Genomic DNA, 22,195 nt, shown 5'->3' on the forward strand with positions numbered 1-22,195 from the left:
ACCGATTATGCTTAAAACAGCACGAAATAATTTCTCAGATAGAAATCAGATGACAAGTAGGTAGCAACTCAATTTCAGACGCGAAGCAAATAGCGTGGAGCACGAGTAACACGTCTAAAACCAGGCGCCACCTATAAGCATCACTAATAAAAGGACAAAGCCATGCCTCAGAACACATTCCCAAGCTTGATAACAGCACTGGCCTTGAGTACCGCTTCTCTCACGAGTGTCGCACAGGTGCCGGCGCCACCAGACGGGCAGATTTTGTCCAGTGCCTACACGGGTGAAGCCTACTCGCCGTACGCGAAACGTGATTTCCCCAGCAATGTGTACTTTGGCGACACACACCTGCACACCGATATATCAATGGATGCCGGTGCCTTTGGTGATCGCCTGGGACTCGACGACGCCTACAAGTTCGCCCGAGGTGAACAGGTGACGGCATCTCGCGGCGGGCCGGTGCGTCTGTCGCGGCCGCTGGATTTTCTGGTAGTGGCAGATCACTCAGACAATATGGGCTTCTTCCCGGATCTTCTGGCCGGAGCACCTTTCATTCTAGCTGACCCAACAGGCAAGGACTGGTACGAGCGTCTCAAGGCCGGTAAAGGCGTAGAGGTCGCGCTGGAAATCATCAGCCTGTTCTCTCAGGATAAATTCCCCCCCGCGCTGACGTACGCGCCAGATTCCGCACCCTACAAGAGCGCCTGGGACAAAACCGTCGAAGCCGCCGAGAAATACAACGAGCCAGGCCGCTTCACCGCATTCATCGGCTACGAGTGGACCTCTCTGGTGAAAGGCAACAATCTGCACCGCGTGGTGGTATACCGCGACGGTGGCGACAAGGGCGGGCAGATGGTGCCATACACCACTGCAGCGCCAATGGGCAGCACAACGCCACGCAAACTGTGGGAATGGATGGCCGGCTACGAACAGAAAACCGGCGGTGAAGTGCTGGCCATCGCCCACAACGGCAACCTCTCCAACGGCCTGATGTTCCCAATGGCGAGCCAGAGCGACGGCACGCCTCTGGATGCCAGCTATGTGCAACAGAGAGACAAGTGGGAGCCGCTGTATGAGGCCACCCAGATCAAGGGCGACGGTGAGACCCACCCCTTCCTCTCCCCCGACGATGAGTTCGCGGATTATGAAACCTGGGATATCGGCAACCTCGATGTCTCCGAGTCCAAAACTGATGCCATGCTAGCGGGCGAGTACGCTCGCGAGGGCCTGAAGAGAGGCATGGAGTTGCAGGCAAAGTTTGGTGTTAACCCCTACAAATACGGCATGATCGGCTCGACCGACAGCCACACCTCACTGGCGACAGCAGCGGAAGACAACTTCTTCGGCAAGCACTCCGGTGCCGAGCCCTCTCCGGAGCGCATGATGCATCCGTTCATGGCCACTGAGCAGGGCGCCATCATGGGTTGGCAGATGGTCGCTTCCGGGCTGGCGGCCGTATGGGCCGAGGACAACACACGCGAGGCATTGTTTGATGCGATGGAGCGCAAGGAGGTGTATGCCACAACCGGTTCGCGCATGATGGTGCGCCTGTTCGGTGGTTGGGAGTTTGAAGCCGATGATCTCGACAATCGCGAGCCGGCGTTTGTCGGTTATGAAAAGGGCGTGCCAATGGGCGGAGACCTACCGCCAGTGCAAGCGGGCAAGTCGCCCACATTCATGGTGTACGCACTGCGCGACGCCACCGGGGCAAACCTTGATCGCATCCAGATCGTCAAAGGCTGGTACGACGGCGAGAAGACACATGAAAAGGTCTACGATGTCGTCTGGTCCGGTGATCGCAAGCCAGGCACCGATGGCAAAGTACCCGCTGTTGGCAATACGGTAGATGTAGCATCCGCTTCATGGACCAACACTATCGGCGCCTCCGAGCTTGGCACAGTATGGACAGACCCGGATTTCGACCCGACGCAAAGCGCATTCTACTATGCGCGCGTTCTGGAGATCCCGAAACCGCGCTGGTCAAACTACGATGCCTTCCGCTTCGGTGTGAGCATTCCCGAAGGCGCACCCACCAGTACCCAGGATCGCGCCTACACCGCGCCCATCTGGTATAACCCAAAGTCGTAAAAGGACGCAGGGCGCCTTTTAGGCGCCCTGCTGGCAATTCCGGAGAATGAATTCGTGCCGCGCCTGCTCAGCAATTAAGCATCCAGTGCCCAAGATCGCCCATATAGTCTACTATCGACATAGCGGGATCGATTTCGGCGTCACCTCGTCGAATCACGCAGATACTCTTCTCGATATGAACCGATGAGATTAGCTCTGGATGGCGCGCTGACACCACCAGTAACTGACAGATCAGAAAGCTCAATGGTGTGTCGTATTCAACTGAATCCAGATTGGCGACCTCCCTGGCCAATGCGCCGTCAGGATTGTCCTCTATTTCCTGCGTAAAGCGAGCTTCCATCAAATGCTCACTGGACCAGTCTTCGATAACATATACACCACCGGCTCGCAGCCTGGGGAATAACATATCAAAGGTAATTGTCGTCTGCTCAAACAGGTGGCTGGCATCGTCGACAACAAGGTCCAACGGTGCAGCGCCAAACGTCTCATCTACCAGGCGGGGCACTTCATCGGTATCGGCCTGATCAACACCCCAGCACACATCGACACACTCGTTGTTGTCGTGCTCTGCCAAAAAGTCCATCAGACTGGGCACCGGCTTCTTCGACAACTCAATCGCCAGCAATTGCTGCGGCTCAAACAGCTTTAAAAAGAGCGACGTGCCGCCTCCCTGATCAACACCCACTTCCATCATCCTGCAGCCCTGTAGTTCCTCCGCAAGGGAGCGGTACTGCCTTACCAGCCTGGGCTTTTTCCTTACACAAACCCAATCCGGGTTAGTCGGTTCTTTGGCAAAGGGTTGCAGTTCAAAGGTTACCCCACCAAACACCTCTGTATGTGCCGCCGATCCTGTCATAACCATCCAACCTAGATAACTACATTTTACGCAATTGGAAGAACACCGGGCTGCTAAAGCGGCGAACGTCCTCTGTTGGCTGCTATCCGCATACGCAGTGCATTGAGCTTGATGAACCCTTCCGCATCCGCCTGATCGTAAGCACCTGCATCCTCTTCGAAAGTTGCCATGTGCTCATCAAACAGGCTGTCGTCCGATTGCCTGCCTACGACAATAACGTTGCCCTTGTAGAGTTTCAGGCGCACCTTGCCGTTCACAACGCCCTGCGAGTCATTGATCGCGGCTTGCAGCATACGGCGCTCCGGCGACCACCAATATCCGTTGTAGATCAGTTTGGCATAGCGCGGCATCAGCTCATCCTTGAGATGCGTGACTTCACGGTCAAGCGTCAATGATTCGATCGCGCGATGCGCCTTCAGCAGGATGGTGCCGCCGGGCGTTTCGTAACACCCGCGGGCCTTCATGCCCACGTAGCGGTTCTCCACGATATCGGCGCGGCCGATACCATTGGCGCCACCAACCTTGTTCAGGTATTCAAGCAACGTGGCTGGGCTCATCGCGTCGCCATTAACGGCAACAGGGTCGCCGCACTGGAAATCCAACTCGATATAGGTCGCCTCATCAGGCGCGGCTTCGGGGCTAACGCTCCAGCGCCACATGTCCTCTTCAGGCTCCGACCAGGGGCTTTCCAACAGGTCGCCCTCGTAGGAAATATGCAGTAGGTTGGCATCCATGGAGTACGGTGATTTTTTCTTGGCGTTGGAGAAATCCACCGGGATATCGCGACTCTTGCAATACGCCATCAGGGACTCTCTGGAACTCAGGTCCCACTCTCGCCAGGGGGCGATAACTTTAATACCCGGCTTCAGTGCATAGGCGCCGAGTTCGAAACGCACCTGGTCATTACCCTTGCCGGTGGCGCCGTGAGATATGGCATCGGCACCGGTCTCATTAGCAATTTCAATCAGGCGCTTGGCGATCAGCGGCCGTGCAATAGAGGTGCCCAGCAGGTACTCACCTTCGTAGATGGTATTGGCACGAAACATCGGGAACACAAAATCGCGGACAAACTCCTCACGCAGGTCATCGATATAGATTTCCTTGACGCCCATGGCTTGGGCCTTGGCACGCGCGGGCTCAACTTCCTCACCCTGGCCTATATCAGCGGTGAATGTCACCACCTCGCAGCTATAGTTGTCCTGCAACCAGCGTACGATGACCGAGGTATCAAGGCCGCCAGAGTAGGCCAGTACCACTTTGTTTACATCCGACATTGCATGCTCCGCAAAATTAGTGCTCGAAAAAGGCGCTCATTCTACCGCTGGGGCGAATCAATTCCCAGCCCGTATTCCAGCGCAGGGGGCTTTACTGTAGCATTCACCCCTGAGTTTCTCGCCACCACGGCACTAAGGACACCAGTGATCGAACTGACCATAACCCGCCCCGACGACTGGCATGTGCACCTGCGCGATGGCGCTGCACTGCAACATACCTGTGCCGATATGGCGCGCTACTTCGGTCGCGCAATTGTCATGCCAAACCTGTCGCCCCCCGCCGCTACGGTGGCCCAGGCACTTGAATACCGCGCGCGGATAGTAGAGGCCATGGCCGCGCTGCCGCGCCAGTTCGAGCCGCTGATGACGCTATACCTCACCGATCAAACAGACGCAGCGGAGATCCAACGCGCCGCCAGCACCGAGAGTGTGCACGCTGTGAAGCTGTATCCCGCTGGGGCAACCACCAATTCGGATGCCGGCGTCCGCTCTCTGGAAGGGCTGTATCCCACGCTGGCGGCTATGGAAGAAGCCGATCTGCCGCTTCTCGTCCACGGCGAGGTCACCGATCACGACATCGATATTTTTGACCGCGAGAAAGTATTTATCGACCGCCACCTCGCGCCTATCAGCGAACGCTTTCCGGCGCTGCGCATTGTGCTCGAGCACATCACGACCGCCGATGCGGTGCAGTTTGTCAGTGACGCGCCCGAGACCATTGCAGCAACCATCACCGTTCACCATCTGCTGTTTAACCGCAACGACATGCTGGCTGGCGGCATTCGCCCACACTATTACTGCCTGCCGATACTCAAGCGCATGAGCCACCAGCAGGCCCTGCAGGCGGCGGCGACATCAGGCAACCCCAAATTCTTCCTCGGCACGGATTCCGCGCCACACAGCACGGCCAGCAAGGAAACAGGCTGCGGTTGCGCCGGGGTGTATACAGCGCACGCCGCGTTGGAGTTGTATGCGGAAGTATTTGAGCAACTGCAGGCGCTGGATAAGCTGGAAGCATTTGCCGCACATTTTGGTCCGGACTTCTACCGCCTGCCGCGCAATAGCGACACCATTACACTGCGCAAGCAGAGCTGGGAGGTGCCCACCCAGATTCCGCTGGGCGAGCAGGCGCTGACACCGCTGCGCGCTGCGCAAACAGTCAGCTGGCAGGTTGCCGATGCCGATGCCGGAGAATACGCGTGAAAGTTGTCTCGGAGCACCAGATCTGCGATCGCTTTCGCGGTTTCCTGCCGGTTGTCATCGACGTGGAAACCGGTGGATTTATCGCCAGCACCGACGCAGTACTTGAAATAGCCGCCTCTACGGTTCGCATGGATGAAGACGGGTTGCTGGCGGTTCACCGCACCTACGACTTCCACGTGCAGCCCTTTGAGGGTGCCAACATCGAGCAATCGGCGCTGGATTTTACCGGCATTGACCCCTACCACCCGTTTCGCGAAGCCGTGACGGAAGCGACAGCGCTGGAAGAACTCTTCAGTGTCGTGCGCAAGGAGATCCGTGACCAGAACTGTACCCGCGCCATTCTGGTGGGCCACAACGCCCACTTCGACGCCGGCTTCATCAATGCCGCAGCCGAACGCTGCGGTATTAAGCGCAACCCTTTCCACCCCTTTTCATTTTTCGACACAGCCACCCTCTCCGGCCTCGCCTACGGCCAGACCGTTCTGGCCAAGGCCTGCGCCGAAGCGGGCATCGCCTTCGATAATAACGAGGCGCACTCCGCCGCCTACGACGCTGAGCGCACCGCAGAGCTGTTCTGTGACATCGTCAATCGCTGGAAAGAGTCAGGCGGTTGGCTACCAGATTTCAGCTGAGCACGGCGGTTAGTCTTCGCCGCTGATCTGGTTAAGCAGGGTCTGCAGTTCGGCCATCAGAACGTCGATATTCTCAATTCCCAACAACTCGTACTTCAACGCCTCATCCAGGGGCAACAGCTGCAGTAGCGTATAGGCCACCTGCCAGGCATCGTTGTAATCCACTCGCAGTTGCATACGCTCGACATGCGGGTGCGTCTCCAGAGAGCGCAACACATCGAGCAAGGACAGCCAGACATCCGACATAGGCGCCGGCGCAACAGCCGCTTTTATCTCCACCTGCCCGACAACCAGACCATTGCTGCGTCTGCTTGTTTCGAAAAGCTCAAAGCGCTCGCCGCCTTCTATCGTAATACCGAGCAGGCCATCGGGCAGTTGGTCCCAGTCGACAATCCGCGCGCAGGTGCCGTAGTCACCGAGTTGTGGGGCCGCGCGACCGCGCTGCGCCACTTCAGCACCGCGACGTATCCACACCACACCGAACTGGCTGTCGGTTTTCATACAATCTCGCACCAGGTCGAGGTAACGCGGCTCGAAGATTTTCAGCGGCATGCGACCATAGGGCAGCAGCACGCCCGATAGTGGAAACAGCGGTAGATCAGTCATACCGTACCCCGATGGACACCAACGGAGCCGTCTCTAACTCGAGCTGCGCCAGGCGTTGGATAGCCTGTTCCCGGTTGTCGCCGCAGTATTGTGCCTCAGGCGCAAAGGCAGCACACAGCGCGGGGCGGCGCGTATCTTCAAATAGCCGGCAGCACATGTCGGTGTTCAGATGGACACAGGCCACGCCGGCAGGCTTGCCGCCCGGCATGCCGAAGAACGGTTGTTGAATTGAGATAGCGATGCAACAGGCACCGCACTCAGCGCGGCACTGCATCTGCCTGTCCCTCTGGTCCCAGTGGCTTAAATACGACAATCAGTCGCGGCAACAACAGCAGCGCCCCCAGTACCGCGGCGACCATCGCCAGCACAGTGAGTAGGCCGAAATAGATACTGGGGTTGAAATTGGACAGGGTCAGCGTGGCAAAGCCGATCACCACCGTCAATGTGGTGTAGTACATGGCGCGGCCGATACTGTTGTGGCAGCGGTACATGGTCGCGCGATAATCCCTGTCCACAGTGAACTCTTTCATGAAACGGTGCACATAGTGGATGCAGTCATCGACGCCAATCCCCACCACAATCGCCGCAATGGTGATCGTCATGATATCCAGCGGTATGCCGGCGAGGCCCATCACACCCAGTACAATACCCGCCGCCAGCGCATTCGGCGCCAGCGTGATCACCGCCAGTGACAGCGAGCGAAACAGTAGCAGAAACATAATCAGGATGGCACCAAACACCGCGCCAAGGGTGAGGATCTGAGAGCGAAACAGACTCTGCAGCACGTTGTTGTACAGCACCAGCATCCCGGTGAACTGCACACGCTCCGGCGCCAGACCCAGTTCCTCGGTCAGATCAGCACGCACACTGCGTAAAAAGGCATCGCGCCGCAAATCCCTGCTCGTCTCCTTGACCCGCACCGTCAGGCGGGCCTGCTCGGTATTGTCCGAATAGTAGGGTGAGACCATCAACTCCTTCATATCATCGGGAAAGCTTTTCTGCACGATGGCCAACTCCACTCCACCGATATCTTCCCCCATCAGGTTCTTGACCACAGCAAATACGGTCGAGAGTGACAGCACCTTGCCGGTTTCGGGACGGGCATCTACATAGGCGTGAATTTTGTCCAGCTCGCGCATACCCGCAAGGCTGAACCAGTAACTCGGTTTGAAGCTGCCTTCCACGGCGGCGAAATCGGAGTCATCACCCCACTCGTCCTCCCAGTCATCCTCCGCAAACTCACCATCGGCAAACTCACTATCGCTTATGCCATCGCCCTCAAAGCCACCCCCGGCAAACTCATCGTCGGCAAATTCGTCGTCCGCACTAACCGGAGATACCGGTGCCGTTGAGACATTCTCCAGACCGGGCAGCGGTGCATCTTCATCGGGTGGGGTGAGGATAATATCGAGCGGGATGGTACCGCCGAGCTGGATATCCAGCAGTTCCATGCCCTGGTAGATTTCCGTCGATTTGCTGAAGTAGTCGATAAAACGGTTCTCCACCTCCAGCCGACTGATGCCCAGAACAGCCAGCATCACCAGCAGCGCGGTCACCACCAGTATGCTGCGCCCGTAGTTGTCGGTGATGCGCGCGAAGGCGCCGGTAAGCGCAGGCTCAGTGCCGGTGTGCCGGTGTGGTTTACCTTCGGGCCACACCAGCATCAGGCAGGGGACGACAATAAATGCGGTGACCAGCCCGACGCAGACGCCCACGGTCATCATCCAGCCAAAATCGATCACCGGCTGTATCCCCGACACCACCAACGACATAAAGGCCACGATAGTGGTGATGCTGGTATAGAAGCAGGGAACCGCCATCAGGCCCATGCTGCGCAGCACTCGTTGATGCAGTTCTCCGTCCGGGTCCAACGCGTGTAACTCGCGGTAGCGCACCACCAGATGTATCACCACCGCCAGTGTAATGATCAGCAACACCGCCACAAAATTGGACGAAATCACAGTCATGCGCCAGTCCAGCGCCCCCAGCAATCCCAACATCAGGGTGACCGTAATACCACAGGTAACCAGCGGAATAACGACCCAGCGCACACGGCGGAATATAATCGCCAGCACCACCGCCATAATGCCCAGTATGGCGCTGCCGAACACCACCAGATCGCTGCCGACAAAACTGACCATATCGGCGGCTATCATCGGCACACCGCCCACAAACAACCGCGCAACATCGCGGTACTGCGCGGCTATCTCGCGCACGTGTGCCACCAACTGCGCATCGCGCTCCAGCACGATGGCCGAGCGCGCCTTGAACGCCGCCTCAACGGTTAGCAACTGCGCTTCCTCGTCTGCCGACAGGGCCTGGTTCTTGCGTTTTATGCGCAGCGCCTCGCGGGCCTGCAGCAGGTTGAAGTACTCCTCATCGCGCTGCAGATTGATCTGCACAGCACTCACCAGGCCGTCGCGGCTAACCAGCAGATCGGCATAGATCGGGCTGCTGGTAAATTCACGCATCACCAGATCGAGATCGAGGCCAGGCTGCTCCAGTGTGGGTAGGGGATCGCTGGAGGTGATGTCCGACAGGGCCACTGGTGGGCTTTCCAGCAACGGCACATCCAGAATGGTGGTCACCGACGAGACGCCGTCCAGCGCACGCAACGCATCCGCCATCTCGCGCAGTGGCTGCAGGGATTCGGGCGACAACAATGCCGCGTTGGGCTGCCAGGTAATCAGCAGGAAGTCTTCGGTGGCGTATTCCTTGGTGATCTCACGGTAAAAATCCAGCGAGGGGTCACCCTGCAGCATTAACGAGTCGGCGGAGGCATCAATTTTAATTTTCCCCAACTGCGTCGCCATTGCAGCAGTCAGCAAAGCCATCAGCAACAGCGACAGCCAGGGGCGCTGTAACACCAGTTTGTTGTACAACGACAAAGAGGGAGAACTCATCAGGGGGAGGCTTCCAGCAGTTTATCCAGTAGCTTCTGGTGGATACCACCGAAGCCACCGTTACTCATGATGACAATCTGGTCACCGGCGCGGGCTTCAGCCGCAACTTGCGTTACCAGCTCGTCAATATCGTTCGCGACAGAGGCCGGCACAGGGCTGTCCGCCACCACTGACTCCAGCGACCAGTCCATACCCGCCGGCTGGAACCAATAGATCTGATCTGCCGCCGAGGTGGCTGCCGTCAACTGCCCACGGTGTTCTCCCATGCGCATGGTATTGGAGCGCGGCTCCACCAATGCTATCACGCGCCCACTACCGGCCCGTGCCCGCAACCCCTGCAAGGTTGTGGCAATCGCCGTGGGGTGATGTGCGAAATCATCGTACAGCGACACGCCATTGGGCGTGCCGAGCAATTCAAGGCGCCGCTTCACCCCCTGAAACTCTTGCAGTGCAGCGGCACTCACCTCCGCTGCAACACCCACATGGCGCGCGGCGGCCATGGCCGTAAGCGCATTCTCCACATTGTGCCGGCCGCAGTGTTGCCAGCTCACGTCGAGCGTCTCAGCGCCCGCGCGATGCACACGAAATGCCGAGCCATCCTCGGCCAGCAGTTGCGCGCTCCAGTCTGCTTCCGCGCCGACGCCGAAAGAGACGCGCGGTGTCCAGCAACCCATTGCCAGCGTGTCATCAATCGCCTTCACGCCGTGCGGATGCACAATCTGGCCCTCGCCCGGCACACAGCGCACAAGGTGGTGGAACTGCCGCTGAATTGCGGCCAGATCGGGAAATATATCAGCGTGATCAAACTCCAGATTATTGATGGCCAGCGTGCGCGGACGATAGTGGACAAATTTGGAGCGCTTGTCGAAAAACGCGGTGTCGTACTCGTCGGCCTCCACCACAAAAAAATCCGCATCGCCGCGGCGCGCCGAGACACCGAAATTGCCCGGTACTCCGCCGATCAGGAAGCCCGGCGCCATGCCGGCGTACTCCAGTATCCACGTCAGCATGCTGCTGGTGGTGGTTTTGCCGTGCGTGCCGGACACGGCCAGCACCCATTTGTCCTGCAACACCTGCTCTGCCAGCCATTGAGGCCCGGAGGTATAGGGCAAGCCGCTATTCAGCAGATGCTCAACCAGGGGGTTGCCGCGTGTCATCGCATTGCCCACCACCACACAATCGGGTTGCGGCTGCAGGTGCTCCGGCAGGTAGCCTTCCATCAGGTCGATGCCAGCCGCGCGCAGCTGTGTGCTCATTGGGGGATAGACACTGGCGTCGGAACCGGTTACCCGGAACCCCATCTCCCTGGCAAGGAGCGCAATGCCGCCCATGAAGGTGCCGCATATGCCGAGAATATGAATGTGGCCTTTCAAAGAAACGCTCCTTTCAAACAGCGCGCATAGTAGCATGTGTGTGACCAGTGCCACAGTCAGCGCGACAAAAGGGGCACCGCAGTCCACAAGCGGTGGCAATTGTCGTATGATTCCGGTACTTAACCACCTGAACATCAATCTACCGGGCCGCGGACCGTGCCCGCCACCACAATTGGATCATTACATGCCCGCCAAGAACGCTTTCTACGCCCAGTCCGGCGGAGTCACCGCCGTCATCAACGCTTCAGCCTGCGGTGTCATTGAAACTGCCAGAAAACACCGCTCCCGTATAGGCAAAGTGTATGCCGGGCGCAACGGCATTATTGGGGCGCTGCGCGAAGATCTGATCGACACCAGCAAAGAGAGCGCTTCCGCCATTCGCGGATTGCTGACCACGCCTTCGGGCGCTTTTGGCTCCTGTCGCCACAAACTCAAGAGCCTGGAGGAGAACCGGGCGGAGTACGAGCGCCTGATCGATGTCTTCAAGGCGCACAATATCGGTTATTTCTTTTACAACGGCGGCGGCGATTCCGCCGACACCTGCCTGAAAGTGTCACAGCTGAGCCAGACCATGGGTTACCCGCTACAGGCTATCCATGTACCCAAAACCATCGACAACGACCTGCCGCTGACTGACAACTGCCCCGGTTTTGGCTCCGTGGCGAAATACGTCGCCATCTCTACCCAGGAAGCGGCCATGGACGTCGCTTCCATGTGCGAAACCTCCACCAAGGTTTTTATTCTCGAAGTGATGGGTCGCCACGCGGGCTGGATAGCCGCCGCCAGCGGGCTGGCCGCCAGTGAAGAGGGCGATGCACCGCACATCATCCTGTTTCCGGAGATCGCCTTCAATCGCGATAAATTTATGGCCCGGGTCAAACGCACGGTTAAACGCCACGGCTATTGCGTGATCGTGGCCTCGGAAGGTGCACAGTACAAGGACGGCCGTTTTCTATCGGAGTCCGGGTTGAAAGACGCATTCGGCCACAGCCAACTCGGCGGCCTTGCCCCACAACTGGCGCAGATGATCAAATCAGAGCTGGGGTACAAATACCACTGGGCAGTAGCGGACTACCTGCAGCGCTCCGCACGCCATATCGCCTCGCAGACCGATGTCGATCAAGCCTATGCTTTGGGCGAAGCGGCAGTGGAATTCGCGCTGCGCGGTGACAATGCGGTGATGCCGTGCATCGTGCGTGGCAAAGGCAAGCGCTACAAATGGTCCATTGGTGAAGCGGCGCTGCAGGATGTGGCCAACGTCGAGAAAAAGATGCCGCGCAACTACATCACGCGCGATGGCTTCGGCATTACCGATGCAGCGCGGGAATACCTGGCACCGCTTATTGCGGGCGAGGCCTACCCAATGTACAAGAATGGCTTACCCAAGTACACCAAGCTGAAGAACCTACCGGTACCGCGCAAACTGAGAGCGCGCTTCAAGGTCTAGCCAGCCCCCGCTAAAACGGGCAATTTTACTGATTTGAGCAAGATTTTGAGCGCTGTTCTGGGTACAATGCGCGGCTTTTGAATACAGTCACACTACCCTGCTAAACCCCATTATCCTGAGGAGAACTCATGTACAACAATTCAGATTTTAACCGGTGGCGTCGCCACCCTTGGCACGGTCTGCACACCCGCCTTGACGATCAAACGGAAGACAGCGTGCAGGTCTACATCGAAATGCTACCCACTGACGTGGTCAAATACGAATTGGACAAGGCGTCGGGCTTCCTGATGGTAGACCGCCCGCAACGCACCACCTCCAGCCCCCCCGCGCTGTACGGTTTTATTCCGCGCACCTACTGCGCCGAGGAAGTCGCCAAGCGTTGTGACGGTGTGGACGTTGCCGACGGCGACCCGTTGGATATCTGCGTGTATTCCGAGCGCCATATCACCCGTGCCGACATCGTGCTCAGGGCACGCGTCGTGGGCGGCATCCAGATGATAGATGGCGGTGAGGCCGACGATAAAATCGTCGCCGTTCTAGAGGGCGACAACATCTGGGGCGACGTCTATGACATCGCCGACCTCCCGTCGATCAAGACTGAGCGCCTGCAACACTACTTCTCCACCTACAAGATGATCCCGGGCAAAGAGACCGATATCAAAGTGGATTACGTCTACGGTCGTGAAGAAGCGCTGAAAGTTATCGCTGCGGCACAACTGGACTACGAAAACCACTACGGCCACCTGCACAAGCAGGCCAAAGCGAAAGAGTAGCCCCCTTAACCCGCTGTTAGCGCTCCTGCCGTTGGCACGGGGCGCCTGCGGTTCACCGGGCGGCAATGCCATGCGCAGCACCCGGCAGACAGTATTTATCCAGGCGGTGTTCCGGCGGGACACCACCCATCCGGCACCGCCACATAGCGCGCCAGAATCCCCTCCAGATCGGCTTCAATCTCGGCCTGTAGCAGCAGCCCTTCGCCGGCCTCTTTACTCCCCCAACAGGCTGCCAACATTGTCTCGTCACAGCGATGCGCGCACGCTACCGATAACGGTGCATAACTGAGATGCCACCGCTCAGCCGCTACACCACCGCGATCTTCGGCATAGGGCCGGTAAAAGCCATACGACTCTCCCGCAGCCATGCGCTCGTCCAGCCAGCAGTGCAGCGGATCGAACAGCCCGCCGGGTGCCACCTCCTGCGGCGACAGCTGCAACTGATAGCCGGGCGCCATGACCGCGGCATCAAACACGTCCAGATCCGTGCCCCAGTGATGGCGAGACGTACCGGGAATGGCGGAAAACCGCAGGATAGCGTGCAGCTGTTCCCGCGCAGACAACTGCGCCATCGCCACCTCGCGGCCCTCATCGTCATGGACAGCGCGGGTGCCGCCGGCCTTGCCGTTCCAGATCGCCAGCTGACGGGAAAACGACCGGAAACTACTGGCAATCGCAAGTGTGAAACCAGCCTCTTGAGCGGCCTTTTGCAGCGCGCTAAATGCCTGGGCAACTTCGCGCTGCAGCTGGTGTCCGTCAGGCAGTGTCACCAGGTGCGTTTCATCCAGTCCAGTCAACTGCCTGTGGTCAAGCCCGGTGGCCATCAATACCCCTCTCCCCAGATGCGCCTTGATCCCTGCGCCGAATCCGGCACAATACTGGCGTATCCTACCGCGAACTATGTAAAAGCAGTACCGCATGAGCCTGATCGGCAACCTAGAAGACTTCCCGGACAACAGCGCGCACGGCATACAAACCGGTGCACTGGCACTATTGATTGTGAGGCGCGCCGGACAACTGTTTGTTTACGAGAATAACTGCCCGCACACGCGGGAGACACTGGACCCGGACGGTGGCTCGCTCGCCATCAGCGGCGGCCTGCTGATTCAATGCCAGCGCCATGCGGCTGAATTCATTGCCGATACCGGCGAGTGCGTCGCAGGCCCCTGTCAGGGCGAGGCGCTCACGCCGATACCCTTCACGCTGAGCGGCGGGGATATCTACCTCGACTGACTGGTCTGTATGACCCGCTCTGCCATCCACCTCGCACCGGTGCTGCCCGGATAGTGGCAGCGCTGTCAGCCCAGCACTCGCGCGAGGCGCTCCACCGCCAGTTCCAGTCGATCCATTCCCGTGGTATAGGAAAAGCGCAGGTGCTCATTGGCGCGGTGATGACCAAAATCCACACCGGGTGTCAGGGCCACACCATGCTTCTCCAGCAGGTCGAGGCAGAAGCGCTGGCTGTCGTCGGTGAAGCGGCTGGCATCAGCGTAGATATAGAATGCGCCCTGTGGGCTGCAGGGCACGGTGAAGCCGAGTTCCTGAAGGGCTGGCAATAGGAAGTCACGGCGCTGGCGGAAAATCTCGCGCCGCCCATCCAGTATCTCCCGTGTGGCCGGATCAAACCCCGCCAGCGCCGCATACTGGGCCATGGTCGACATAGAGATAAACAGATTTTGTGCCATTTTCTCCATCTCGACTACCGCGGCCTCGGGAGCCACCAACCAGCCCAGCCGCCACCCGGTCATGCCGAAATACTTGGAAAAGCTGTTGATGACGAAGGCATCGGGGTCCACTTCCAGCACAGAAGGTGCCGCACCCTCATAGACCAACCCGTGATAGATCTCATCCACCAGCAGATAGCCATTGCGGGAGCGCACTTCGCCAGCCAGCGCTGCCAGTTGCTCACGCGATAGCGCTGTACCGGTGGGATTGGCCGGGGAGGCCACCATCGCGCCGATGGTATTGTCCTGCCAGTTGGCGGCGACCAGCTGCGCATTCAACTGGTAGTTGCTGCTGGCATCCACAGTCACCAGTTGTCCCCGCCCCTCCACCAACCGCATGAAATGACGGTTGCAGGGGTATCCGGGGTCGGTCATTAGCATACCGTCGCCGGGGTTCATCAGCAGTGCCGCTATTAATAGCAGCGCGCCGGAAGCACCAGGGGTGATGAGGATGCGCGCGGGCGAGATATCCAGGCCGTAGCTGTCTGCATAGTACTGCGACAGGGCCTCGCGCAATTGCGGGATGCCGGCAGCCTGTGAATAGTGGGTTGCACCGCCGGCGAGAGCCGCGCGCCCGGCCTCGACAATGGGTGCCGCCGTGGCAAAATCGGGTTCACCCGCGGCCATATGCACGATATCGGCACCACCGGCAGCCAGTTCCGTGGCCCGTGCCAGCACCTCGACAACCCGAAATGGCTCTATTTCAGCGACGCGCCGGGCAAACCCCGGGGGCTGGTAATCAGTCGTATGTGGACCCGGCATGAAAGACCTCTGCAACGGCAAGCGGCGCATTCTAGCAACTGCCGACAGGCCGCGGTAGCCAACCCACAAATCTGTGAGGAAATAGTGGCACCCATAGCGGTTATCTGGTAGTTTCTCCGCCCTTGGAATTGGGACCCCTGACAGCCCATTCCGAAGCACTGCAAGAATGTCGAGTTTTTTAATGCCGTATGGGAACAGAACCATGCCTCGAACAGCCAAAGAAACGAAAGCGAAAACAGCCTCCACAGCGAAGAAAGCGACAAAAACCACCAAGGTAGCCAAAAAAGCCGGCAACCCTGAGTTCAGCAATTTCGAACCCTACAAGCCAAAACGGGGTGAGAAATACATGAATGAGAAGCAACAGGCGCACTTCAGAGCCATACTGATGAACTGGAAATCCGACCTGATGCAGGAAGTGGATCGCACCGTTTCACATATGAAAGATGAAGCGGCCAACTTCCCCGACCCGGCGGATCGTGCCACCCAGGAGGAAGAATTCAGCCTGGAACTGCGCACCCGTGACAGGGAGCGCAAACTGATCAAAAAGATCGACTCCACTATGGAGCTCATCGATCAGGACGATTACGGCTACTGTGAAGCTTGTGGTGTGGAGATCGGTATCCAGCGCCTGGAAGCTCGCCCGACTGCAACGCAATGCATCGACTGCAAGACCCTCGCCGAGATTAAAGAACGGCAGGAAATGGGTTAAGCGCTTTCCGGGCGCTTACGTTGCCCAGCGCTGACATCTTGTACCGGGGGCGCTTTGCCCCCTCTCCCACCGGCCCGCTACATCTGGGCTCCCTGATCGCCGCACTCGCCAGTTTTCTGGACGCCCGCCACTGCGGCGGCCAATGGCTAGTGCGCATGGAAGATCTGGATCCACCCAGGGAACAAGCGGGGGCCGCCGACAGCATTCTGCACAGCCTGCAATCCCACGGCCTGCGCTGGGACGGCGAGGTACTCTACCAGAGCACCCGCGCAGCTGTGTATCGCACTGCTCGCCTCGAACTGATGCAAGCGGGGCTGCTTTTTGCTTGCGATTGCAGCCGTTCAGCACTGACACCCGCCGGCTGCTGCAGTGGCAATTGCCGCACACGCCAGGCAGAAGTGTTCAACGCGCCGCACGCAATACGTGCGATTGTGCCAACACGCTGCCAGATAGCGTTCACCGATCTTTTACAGGGGCAACAATACTCGGCGCTGGGAGAGTCTCTGGCCGACTTTGTGATACACCGCAAGGATGGCCTCGATGCGTATCAATTGGCGGTGGTCGTGGACGATGCCGAGCAGGACATCACACATGTATTGCGCGGTTCCGATCTGCTGGATTCGACGCCGCGGCAGATATTTCTGCAGCAACAACTGTCGTACCACACGCCCACCTATTGCCACCTGCCCGTCATCACCACCCGGGCGGGGCAAAAGTTCAGTAAGCAGAATCAGGCACCGGCACTTGTCGATGGCGAGGCGGAACTGAACCTGCGCCGCGCCCTGCAGTTTCTGCACCAGCATGCCCCACCGGCGTCGGTGACGGGTGTCGACCAGATACTGGCCTGGGCCACCAAACACTGGCAACTCCGGCGAGTGCCCGCCACCCTGGCCATTCCCGCTGCCAGCATGGGCCTGAGCACTTGAACTTTACCCGCAGCGGGCGCTTCAGTACTATCCAACTGCGCGACAGATGCAGCTATTCCACCGGGAACCACTGACAGGAGAAAACAGGTCTATGTATATCAATCGCCTGCTGCTGCTGTTTGCCGGTGTCGTACTCATCTTCTTTCCGGCCATAGAAGACTGGATGTTCAGCTCGGAAACCGCCTGGTACCGCCCTTACCAGCTGTGGTTTCTCGTTGTCATCGGGGCCTATTGGAACCAGCGCTCCAGGTACCCGGATGAGCTTTAGCCTCGCCCAGATATTACTGTCTATTATCGCGTACCTGACCGGCCTGTTTGCAGTTGCCCACCTGGCGGATCGCGGCATCATACCCGAACGCATCACCCACCACCCAGCTGTGTATGTGTTATCGCTGGGCGTTTTCGCGGGCGCCATGGCCAGCAATGGCGCAATCTCCCTCGCACACGAATACGGTTACAACTTCCTGCTGTACTACCTCGGTGTGGTGCTGATGTTTGTGGTGGCAGCGCTACTACTGCTGCCGTTGTTGCGGCTGTGCCGGGTCTATCAACTGGCCTCTCTGGCCGATGTACTGACCTTCCGCTTTCGCAGTCCCTGGGTCGGCGCCGCTGTCACCATCGCTATGTGTTTTACACTGCTGCCGCTGTTAGCGCTGCAGATTCAGGCCGTGGCCGACAGTATCCACATTCTGGCAGGCGATGGCGCCGCACTGTCTTCCGGCGGTCCCCGGCACAATCGCCTGGCGCTACTTTTCTGTGTCATCATCACAGTTTTCTCGATCCTGTTCGGCACCCGCCATGTGTCTTCGCAGCACCGCAATACAGGGCTGGTTACCGCCATCGCGTTTGAGTCACTGGTCAAGCTGTCGGCGCTGACAATTCTGCTGTTGGCAGCGGTGTACTCAATTTTCGGCGGCTTCGACGGCCTGCAACAGTGGCTGCTGGACAACCCGCAAATCAATCGCGCACTTACCCATACCATACAGGGGAATGATGCCCGCATGCTGCTGGTGATCTTCTTTGCCGGCGCTGTGTGTATGCCGCACATCTTCCATATGGCGTTTGCCGAAAACAATGACAGCCGCGATCTGCGCAGCGCAACATGGGGGCTGCCGCTCTACCTCTTGCTGCTAAGCCTCCCGGTTCTGCCCGTCGCCTGGGCGGGAGTCAAACTGGGGCACGATCTGCCGATGGACTACAGCGGCCTGGCAATCGGCATGGCACTGAACTCCATACCGTTCAGCGCAGCTGCCTTTGTCGCCGGCCTGTCTGCCGCCAGCGCGACCATCATTGTAACGACACTGGCACTGGCCAATATGTGCCTCAACCATCTGGTACTGCCGTTCAGACCACTCAAGATCGAGCGCGCACAGAGTATATACACACAGCTCAAATGGCTGCGCCGCACGCTGATTGCCGTGCTCATTCTGGCCGGATATATCTTTTTCGTGACGCTCGGCGGCAAGCAGAGCCTTACCCAACTGGGGCTGGTCGCGTTCATCGGCACACTGCAGTTCCTGCCCGGCGTGATTGCCACACCTTACTGGCACAAGGCCAACCGCGCGGGCCTGTTGTGCGGTCTGGCAGCCGGACTGGGTGTGTGGTGCTTTTCAATGCTGCTGCCGCTGGCCGGCGGCGATCATCCGCAGTGGCTCACCGCACTTTACGGGCGGCTGCTCGGCGACAGCGACAAACTGTGGACGGCAGTAGCGGCCGTGTCGCTAGCACTGAACACCGGGGTGTTCATTGTGGTGTCCGTACTGACGAAAACCAGCAAGGCACAGCGGGTGGCGGCAGAAATATGCTCGATGGATGACCGCTCTCGTCCAACGCGCCAGATACTGTCCGTCTACAGTGCGGCCGACTTCAGCCAGCGACTGGCCCCGGCGCTCGGCCAGCGCACCGCGGAATTTGAGGTCGAGCGGGCACTGAACGAACTGCAGTTCTCCGCTGAAGAAACCAGGCCTTACGCGCTGCGCCGCCTGCGAGCGCGTATCGAGGCCAACCTGTCCGGCCTGCTCGGACCAGCCGTAGCACACCGCATCATTGAAGGTCGGATACCCTTCCTTCCCGGCGTACATGCCGACACCGAGGACATACACCTGATAGAGCACAACCTCGATCAGGCGCAACCGCAGTTCACCGGCCTCACCGCAGATCTGGACAATTTGCGACGCCACCACCGGGAGACACTCGACAAACTGCCCATCGGCGCCTGCTCAATCGGCACAGATGGCGAGTTGTTAATGTGGAACCAGAGTATGGAACAGATCACCGGGATCGCACCCACCGATGTGCTCGGTTCGCTTCTGGGCTCCATCCCTCACCCCTGGGGCCAGATCCTCGAAAGTTTTTTGCGCGGTGACGCCGATACCGCCCTGAAAACAGAAGTCGTGATCGACAGGGGCCCATCGCGCTGGATCGGCCTGCACAAGACACCCATTGAAGAGGGCTCCAACAGCAGCACGGTAATCATGGTTGAAGACATTACGGATCTCGAAATGCTGGAGGAGGAACTGCTGCACAACGAGCGACTCGCGTCGATCGGTCGCCTCGCCGCAGGCGTGGCGCATGAAATCGGCAACCCTGTCACAGGTATTGCCTGCCTGGCACAGAATCTGGAGTACGAATCCGACCCCGAGGAGATCCGCTTCATGGCCCAGGATATCCTCAAGCAGACTGGGCGCGTCACGCGCATTGTGGAATCGCTGATGAACTTTTCGCACACCGGCTCGCAGTCCGGCGAAACCAAGCTGGCCCCCACCAATCTGGCGGATTGCGTCGATGAGGCCATCCACCTGCTGGAGCTGGATATGGAGGCGGTGCCGGCACAGTATGAGAATCACTGTGATCGCGAGGTGCTGGTGCTGGCGGACAGCCAGAAATTGCTGCAGGTTTTTATCAATCTGCTGGGCAATGCACGCGATGCCTGTGTTACAAGTGACGCACAGGTGCATATCCGCTCCATCATCAGCGAGGATGTAGTACGCGTCGATGTGGAGGACAATGGCTGCGGCATCCCACCGGAATTGCAGAGCCAGGTCTTCGAGCCGTTCTACACCACCAAGGATCCCGGCGCAGGCACCGGGCTGGGCCTTGCGCTGGTGTTCAGCATCATGGAAGACCTCAACGCCAAAGTACAGATTACCAGCCCGCTGTCGTCTGGCAGCAACCCCGGCACCCGGGTCAGCCTGCATTTACCGCTGACCACTTACGACACGATGTTTACCCAGTAACACCAACCGGGCGCTGCGCTGGAAGTTTCCATTTCGTCGGTGTATGTTGAGTAGTAAGTACTCGAAGGTAACAGTTTTATGCACAAAATCCTCGTTGTTGAAGACGAATCGGTTATCCGCGCCGCACTGCGCCGGCTACTGGAGAGAAATGGTTACGAGATTAGTGAGGCCGGCTCCGTGCAGGAAGCTGAAAAAGAGTTCACCCTGGCCGACTTCGATCTGGTCATCAGTGATCTGCGCCTGCCGGGCGCACCCGGCACCGACCTGATCCAGAAAGCCGGTGATGTCCCTGTTCTGATAATGACAAGCTACGCCAGTTTGCGCTCAGCGGTGGATTCCATGCGCATGGGTGCAGTGGACTATATCGCCAAGCCCTTCGATCACGGAGATATGGTCAGCGCGGTACAGCGCATCATTGCCGATCACCCCACGGGCCGCACTGAAGAGCGCACCGCGCCGACAGCACCGGCGACATCGTCGGCCGGAATCATCGGCAACTGCCCCGCCATCCGCACCCTCTTCGAGCATATCGAGCGCATGGCGCCCACGGACTCCACCGTGCTGGTGCTGGGCGAAACCGGGACGGGCAAGGAGCTGGTGGCTCGCAGCGTTCACCAGAGCAGCCTGCGGGCCGACAAGACACTGATCTCGGTGAACTGCGCGGCCATCCCCGACACGCTGATTGAATCGGAGCTGTTCGGGTACGAGAAAGGCGCCTTTACCGGCGCCCATGCCAGTCGCATGGGCCTGATCGAAGCGGCCGATGGCGGCACACTGTTTCTCGATGAGATCGGCGAACTGCCGATGGAGGCACAGGCACGGCTGCTACGCTTTATCCAGGAGGGCGAAATTCGTCGCATCGGCTCGGTACAATCGCGCAAGGTAAATGTGCGGCTGATCTGCGCCACCCACCGCAACCTGCACAACCTCGCGGCGGAGGGCCAGTTTCGCCAGGATTTGTTCTACCGTATCAATGTGCTGCGACTGTCGCTGCCGCCCTTGCGAGAGCGCGGCAAGGACATACTGCACCTCGCTGAACGCATACTTCAGAGCCAGACCGAACGCCTCGGGAAACCGATGATGCGATTATCCCCACGGGCGATTCAGGCGATCACGACCTACCAGTGGCCGGGCAATGTCAGGGAACTCGAACACGCGATAGAGCGCGCGGTCATTCTCTCGAACAGCGATGAGATCGACAATGAGGCGCTGGGTATCGACCTGGAACTGGTCAATATCAACCGGATACGCGGCCAGCAGTCGACCGGCTCGTCGTCGAACAGCACCCCCACCAACAACGACCCGCTCGAAGACCTCTCTCTGGAGGACTATTTCCAGCGCTTTGTACTGGAACACCAGGACTCCATGAGCGAAACGGAGCTGGCACAGAAGCTTGGTGTCAGCCGTAAATGCCTGTGGGAGAGACGCCAGCGATTTGGTATTCCCAGAAATAAAAACAACCTTTCTTCACGAGGTAAAGTCAGCGCTGTTGATGGGAAATAGGCGTTACCCTAGCCAACAAAGACACCTCAACGAGGAGTAGATTGGTAACATCCGGCCCTTTGACCAAGCCGCCCCAAATGACTAAAATTTTTTAAGCTACTGTTTTATATAGATATTTTTTTGTTGGCACGGCCATTGCTTACTTAGTAGCGTCGCAAAAATAAAAATAATAGCTACGAC

Annotated in this window: 19 protein-coding genes; 11 read left to right on the plus strand and 8 right to left on the minus strand. The window is 58.6% G+C overall.

What is annotated here, in order from left to right:
* Window positions 1-162: 162 nt before the first annotated feature.
* Window positions 163-2,088 carry a DUF3604 domain-containing protein gene (locus AC0L6S_RS12810; protein ID WP_473424374.1) on the plus strand — a complete coding sequence of 642 codons (1,926 nt, stop codon included), beginning with the start codon at window positions 163-165 and terminating at the stop codon, window positions 2,086-2,088.
* Between the two features lie 67 nt (window positions 2,089-2,155).
* Here the strand turns inward: AC0L6S_RS12810 and AC0L6S_RS12815 are convergent, their stop codons facing one another.
* Together AC0L6S_RS12815 and AC0L6S_RS12820 are read right to left on the minus strand one after the other, a co-directional pair.
* Window positions 2,156-2,944 (minus strand): class I SAM-dependent methyltransferase, encoded by a 789-nt coding sequence (locus tag AC0L6S_RS12815; RefSeq protein WP_473424375.1) that lies wholly within the window; start codon window positions 2,942-2,944, stop codon window positions 2,156-2,158.
* A 53-nt stretch (window positions 2,945-2,997) separates the two neighbouring features.
* Window positions 2,998-4,218, minus strand: coding sequence for an argininosuccinate synthase (locus tag AC0L6S_RS12820; RefSeq protein WP_473424376.1), 1,221 nt, complete (start codon window positions 4,216-4,218; stop codon window positions 2,998-3,000).
* Window positions 4,219-4,362: 144 nt separating this feature from the next.
* Here AC0L6S_RS12820 and pyrC point away from each other — a divergent pair, with 144 nt between their 5' ends.
* On the plus strand, window positions 4,363-5,421 hold the full coding sequence (gene pyrC, locus AC0L6S_RS12825) for a dihydroorotase (protein ID WP_473424377.1): 1,059 nt from the start codon (window positions 4,363-4,365) through the stop codon (window positions 5,419-5,421).
* Window positions 5,418-6,053 (plus strand): ribonuclease T, encoded by a 636-nt coding sequence (rnt, locus tag AC0L6S_RS12830; RefSeq protein ID WP_473424378.1) that lies wholly within the window; start codon window positions 5,418-5,420, stop codon window positions 6,051-6,053. Before pyrC ends, rnt begins: the two co-directional genes overlap by 4 nt.
* A 9-nt stretch (window positions 6,054-6,062) precedes the next feature.
* Here rnt and AC0L6S_RS12835 read toward each other — a convergent pair whose 3' ends face one another.
* Genes AC0L6S_RS12835 through mpl form a run of 4 tightly spaced genes read right to left on the minus strand, consistent with a single transcriptional unit; the run spans window position 6,063 to window position 10,935 of the window.
* Entirely contained in the window at window positions 6,063-6,659 is a 597-nt protein-coding gene (locus AC0L6S_RS12835) for an LON peptidase substrate-binding domain-containing protein (protein WP_473424379.1), read from the minus strand.
* Entirely contained in the window at window positions 6,652-6,933 is a 282-nt protein-coding gene (locus tag AC0L6S_RS12840) for a YkgJ family cysteine cluster protein (RefSeq protein WP_473424380.1), read from the minus strand. The genes AC0L6S_RS12835 and AC0L6S_RS12840 overlap by 8 nt, the downstream gene beginning before the upstream one ends.
* Window positions 6,917-9,562 carry an efflux RND transporter permease subunit gene (locus AC0L6S_RS12845; protein WP_473424381.1) on the minus strand — a complete coding sequence of 882 codons (2,646 nt, stop codon included), beginning with the start codon at window positions 9,560-9,562 and terminating at the stop codon, window positions 6,917-6,919. The genes AC0L6S_RS12840 and AC0L6S_RS12845 overlap by 17 nt, the downstream gene beginning before the upstream one ends.
* Window positions 9,562-10,935 (minus strand): UDP-N-acetylmuramate:L-alanyl-gamma-D-glutamyl-meso-diaminopimelate ligase, encoded by a 1,374-nt coding sequence (mpl, locus tag AC0L6S_RS12850; protein WP_473424382.1) that lies wholly within the window; start codon window positions 10,933-10,935, stop codon window positions 9,562-9,564. The genes AC0L6S_RS12845 and mpl overlap by 1 nt, the downstream gene beginning before the upstream one ends.
* A gap of 184 nt (window positions 10,936-11,119) precedes the next feature.
* Here mpl and AC0L6S_RS12855 point away from each other — a divergent pair, with 184 nt between their 5' ends.
* Together AC0L6S_RS12855 and AC0L6S_RS12860 are read left to right on the plus strand one after the other, a co-directional pair.
* Entirely contained in the window at window positions 11,120-12,382 is a 1,263-nt protein-coding gene (locus AC0L6S_RS12855) for a 6-phosphofructokinase (protein WP_473424383.1), read from the plus strand.
* A gap of 128 nt (window positions 12,383-12,510) precedes the next feature.
* The gene (locus tag AC0L6S_RS12860) at window positions 12,511-13,155 is read left to right on the plus strand and encodes an inorganic pyrophosphatase (protein WP_473424384.1); all 645 of its coding nucleotides are present in this window, start codon (window positions 12,511-12,513) and stop codon (window positions 13,153-13,155) included.
* A gap of 95 nt (window positions 13,156-13,250) precedes the next feature.
* On the opposite strand, the gene AC0L6S_RS12865 is transcribed toward AC0L6S_RS12860, so the two are convergent.
* On the minus strand, window positions 13,251-13,979 hold the full coding sequence (locus AC0L6S_RS12865; protein WP_473424385.1) for a M15 family metallopeptidase: 729 nt from the start codon (window positions 13,977-13,979) through the stop codon (window positions 13,251-13,253).
* A gap of 94 nt (window positions 13,980-14,073) precedes the next feature.
* Between AC0L6S_RS12865 and AC0L6S_RS12870 the strand changes: the two genes are divergently transcribed.
* Entirely contained in the window at window positions 14,074-14,388 is a 315-nt protein-coding gene (locus AC0L6S_RS12870; RefSeq protein ID WP_473424386.1) for a Rieske (2Fe-2S) protein, read from the plus strand.
* Between the two features lie 65 nt (window positions 14,389-14,453).
* Here the strand turns inward: AC0L6S_RS12870 and AC0L6S_RS12875 are convergent, their stop codons facing one another.
* Window positions 14,454-15,641 carry a pyridoxal phosphate-dependent aminotransferase gene (locus AC0L6S_RS12875; RefSeq protein ID WP_473424387.1) on the minus strand — a complete coding sequence of 396 codons (1,188 nt, stop codon included), beginning with the start codon at window positions 15,639-15,641 and terminating at the stop codon, window positions 14,454-14,456.
* Window positions 15,642-15,843: 202 nt separating this feature from the next.
* On the opposite strand from AC0L6S_RS12875, the gene dksA reads away from it, so the two are divergent.
* From dksA to AC0L6S_RS12900, 5 genes are all read left to right on the plus strand, one after another.
* Complete coding sequence (dksA, locus tag AC0L6S_RS12880) at window positions 15,844-16,350, plus strand: RNA polymerase-binding protein DksA (protein ID WP_473424388.1); 507 nt, start codon at window positions 15,844-15,846, stop codon at window positions 16,348-16,350.
* Between the two features lie 20 nt (window positions 16,351-16,370).
* Window positions 16,371-17,276 carry a tRNA glutamyl-Q(34) synthetase GluQRS gene (gene gluQRS / locus AC0L6S_RS12885; protein ID WP_473424389.1) on the plus strand — a complete coding sequence of 302 codons (906 nt, stop codon included), beginning with the start codon at window positions 16,371-16,373 and terminating at the stop codon, window positions 17,274-17,276.
* Between the two features lie 91 nt (window positions 17,277-17,367).
* The gene (locus AC0L6S_RS12890) at window positions 17,368-17,544 is read left to right on the plus strand and encodes a hypothetical protein (protein ID WP_473424390.1); all 177 of its coding nucleotides are present in this window, start codon (window positions 17,368-17,370) and stop codon (window positions 17,542-17,544) included.
* Window positions 17,534-20,512 carry an ATP-binding protein gene (locus AC0L6S_RS12895; protein ID WP_473424391.1) on the plus strand — a complete coding sequence of 993 codons (2,979 nt, stop codon included), beginning with the start codon at window positions 17,534-17,536 and terminating at the stop codon, window positions 20,510-20,512. Before AC0L6S_RS12890 ends, AC0L6S_RS12895 begins: the two co-directional genes overlap by 11 nt.
* A 78-nt stretch (window positions 20,513-20,590) precedes the next feature.
* Window positions 20,591-22,015, plus strand: coding sequence for a sigma-54-dependent transcriptional regulator (locus AC0L6S_RS12900; protein ID WP_473424392.1), 1,425 nt, complete (start codon window positions 20,591-20,593; stop codon window positions 22,013-22,015).
* Window positions 22,016-22,195: the final 180 nt, after the last annotated feature.

It is taken from the genome of Halioglobus sp. D3-4 (assembly GCF_055809315.1).

Excerpts from the sequence above, each read along its gene's own strand:
- AC0L6S_RS12810 (WP_473424374.1), top strand. The coding sequence starts at position 163 with ATGCCTCAGAACACATTCCCAAGCTTGATAACAGCACTGGCCTTGAGT.
- AC0L6S_RS12815 (WP_473424375.1), bottom strand. The coding sequence starts at position 2,944 with ATGACAGGATCGGCGGCACATACAGAGGTGTTTGGTGGGGTAACCTTT.
- AC0L6S_RS12820 (WP_473424376.1), bottom strand. The coding sequence starts at position 4,218 with ATGTCGGATGTAAACAAAGTGGTACTGGCCTACTCTGGCGGCCTTGAT.
- AC0L6S_RS12835 (WP_473424379.1), bottom strand. The coding sequence starts at position 6,659 with ATGACTGATCTACCGCTGTTTCCACTATCGGGCGTGCTGCTGCCCTAT.
- AC0L6S_RS12840 (WP_473424380.1), bottom strand. The coding sequence starts at position 6,933 with ATGCAGTGCCGCGCTGAGTGCGGTGCCTGTTGCATCGCTATCTCAATT.
- AC0L6S_RS12845 (WP_473424381.1), bottom strand. The coding sequence starts at position 9,562 with ATGAGTTCTCCCTCTTTGTCGTTGTACAACAAACTGGTGTTACAGCGC.
- AC0L6S_RS12855 (WP_473424383.1), top strand. The coding sequence starts at position 11,120 with ATGCCCGCCAAGAACGCTTTCTACGCCCAGTCCGGCGGAGTCACCGCC.
- AC0L6S_RS12860 (WP_473424384.1), top strand. The coding sequence starts at position 12,511 with ATGTACAACAATTCAGATTTTAACCGGTGGCGTCGCCACCCTTGGCAC.
- AC0L6S_RS12865 (WP_473424385.1), bottom strand. The coding sequence starts at position 13,979 with ATGGCCACCGGGCTTGACCACAGGCAGTTGACTGGACTGGATGAAACG.
- AC0L6S_RS12870 (WP_473424386.1), top strand. The coding sequence starts at position 14,074 with ATGAGCCTGATCGGCAACCTAGAAGACTTCCCGGACAACAGCGCGCAC.
- AC0L6S_RS12875 (WP_473424387.1), bottom strand. The coding sequence starts at position 15,641 with ATGCCGGGTCCACATACGACTGATTACCAGCCCCCGGGGTTTGCCCGG.
- dksA (WP_473424388.1), top strand. The coding sequence starts at position 15,844 with ATGCCTCGAACAGCCAAAGAAACGAAAGCGAAAACAGCCTCCACAGCG.
- AC0L6S_RS12890 (WP_473424390.1), top strand. The coding sequence starts at position 17,368 with ATGTATATCAATCGCCTGCTGCTGCTGTTTGCCGGTGTCGTACTCATC.
- AC0L6S_RS12895 (WP_473424391.1), top strand. The coding sequence starts at position 17,534 with ATGAGCTTTAGCCTCGCCCAGATATTACTGTCTATTATCGCGTACCTG.
- AC0L6S_RS12900 (WP_473424392.1), top strand. The coding sequence starts at position 20,591 with ATGCACAAAATCCTCGTTGTTGAAGACGAATCGGTTATCCGCGCCGCA.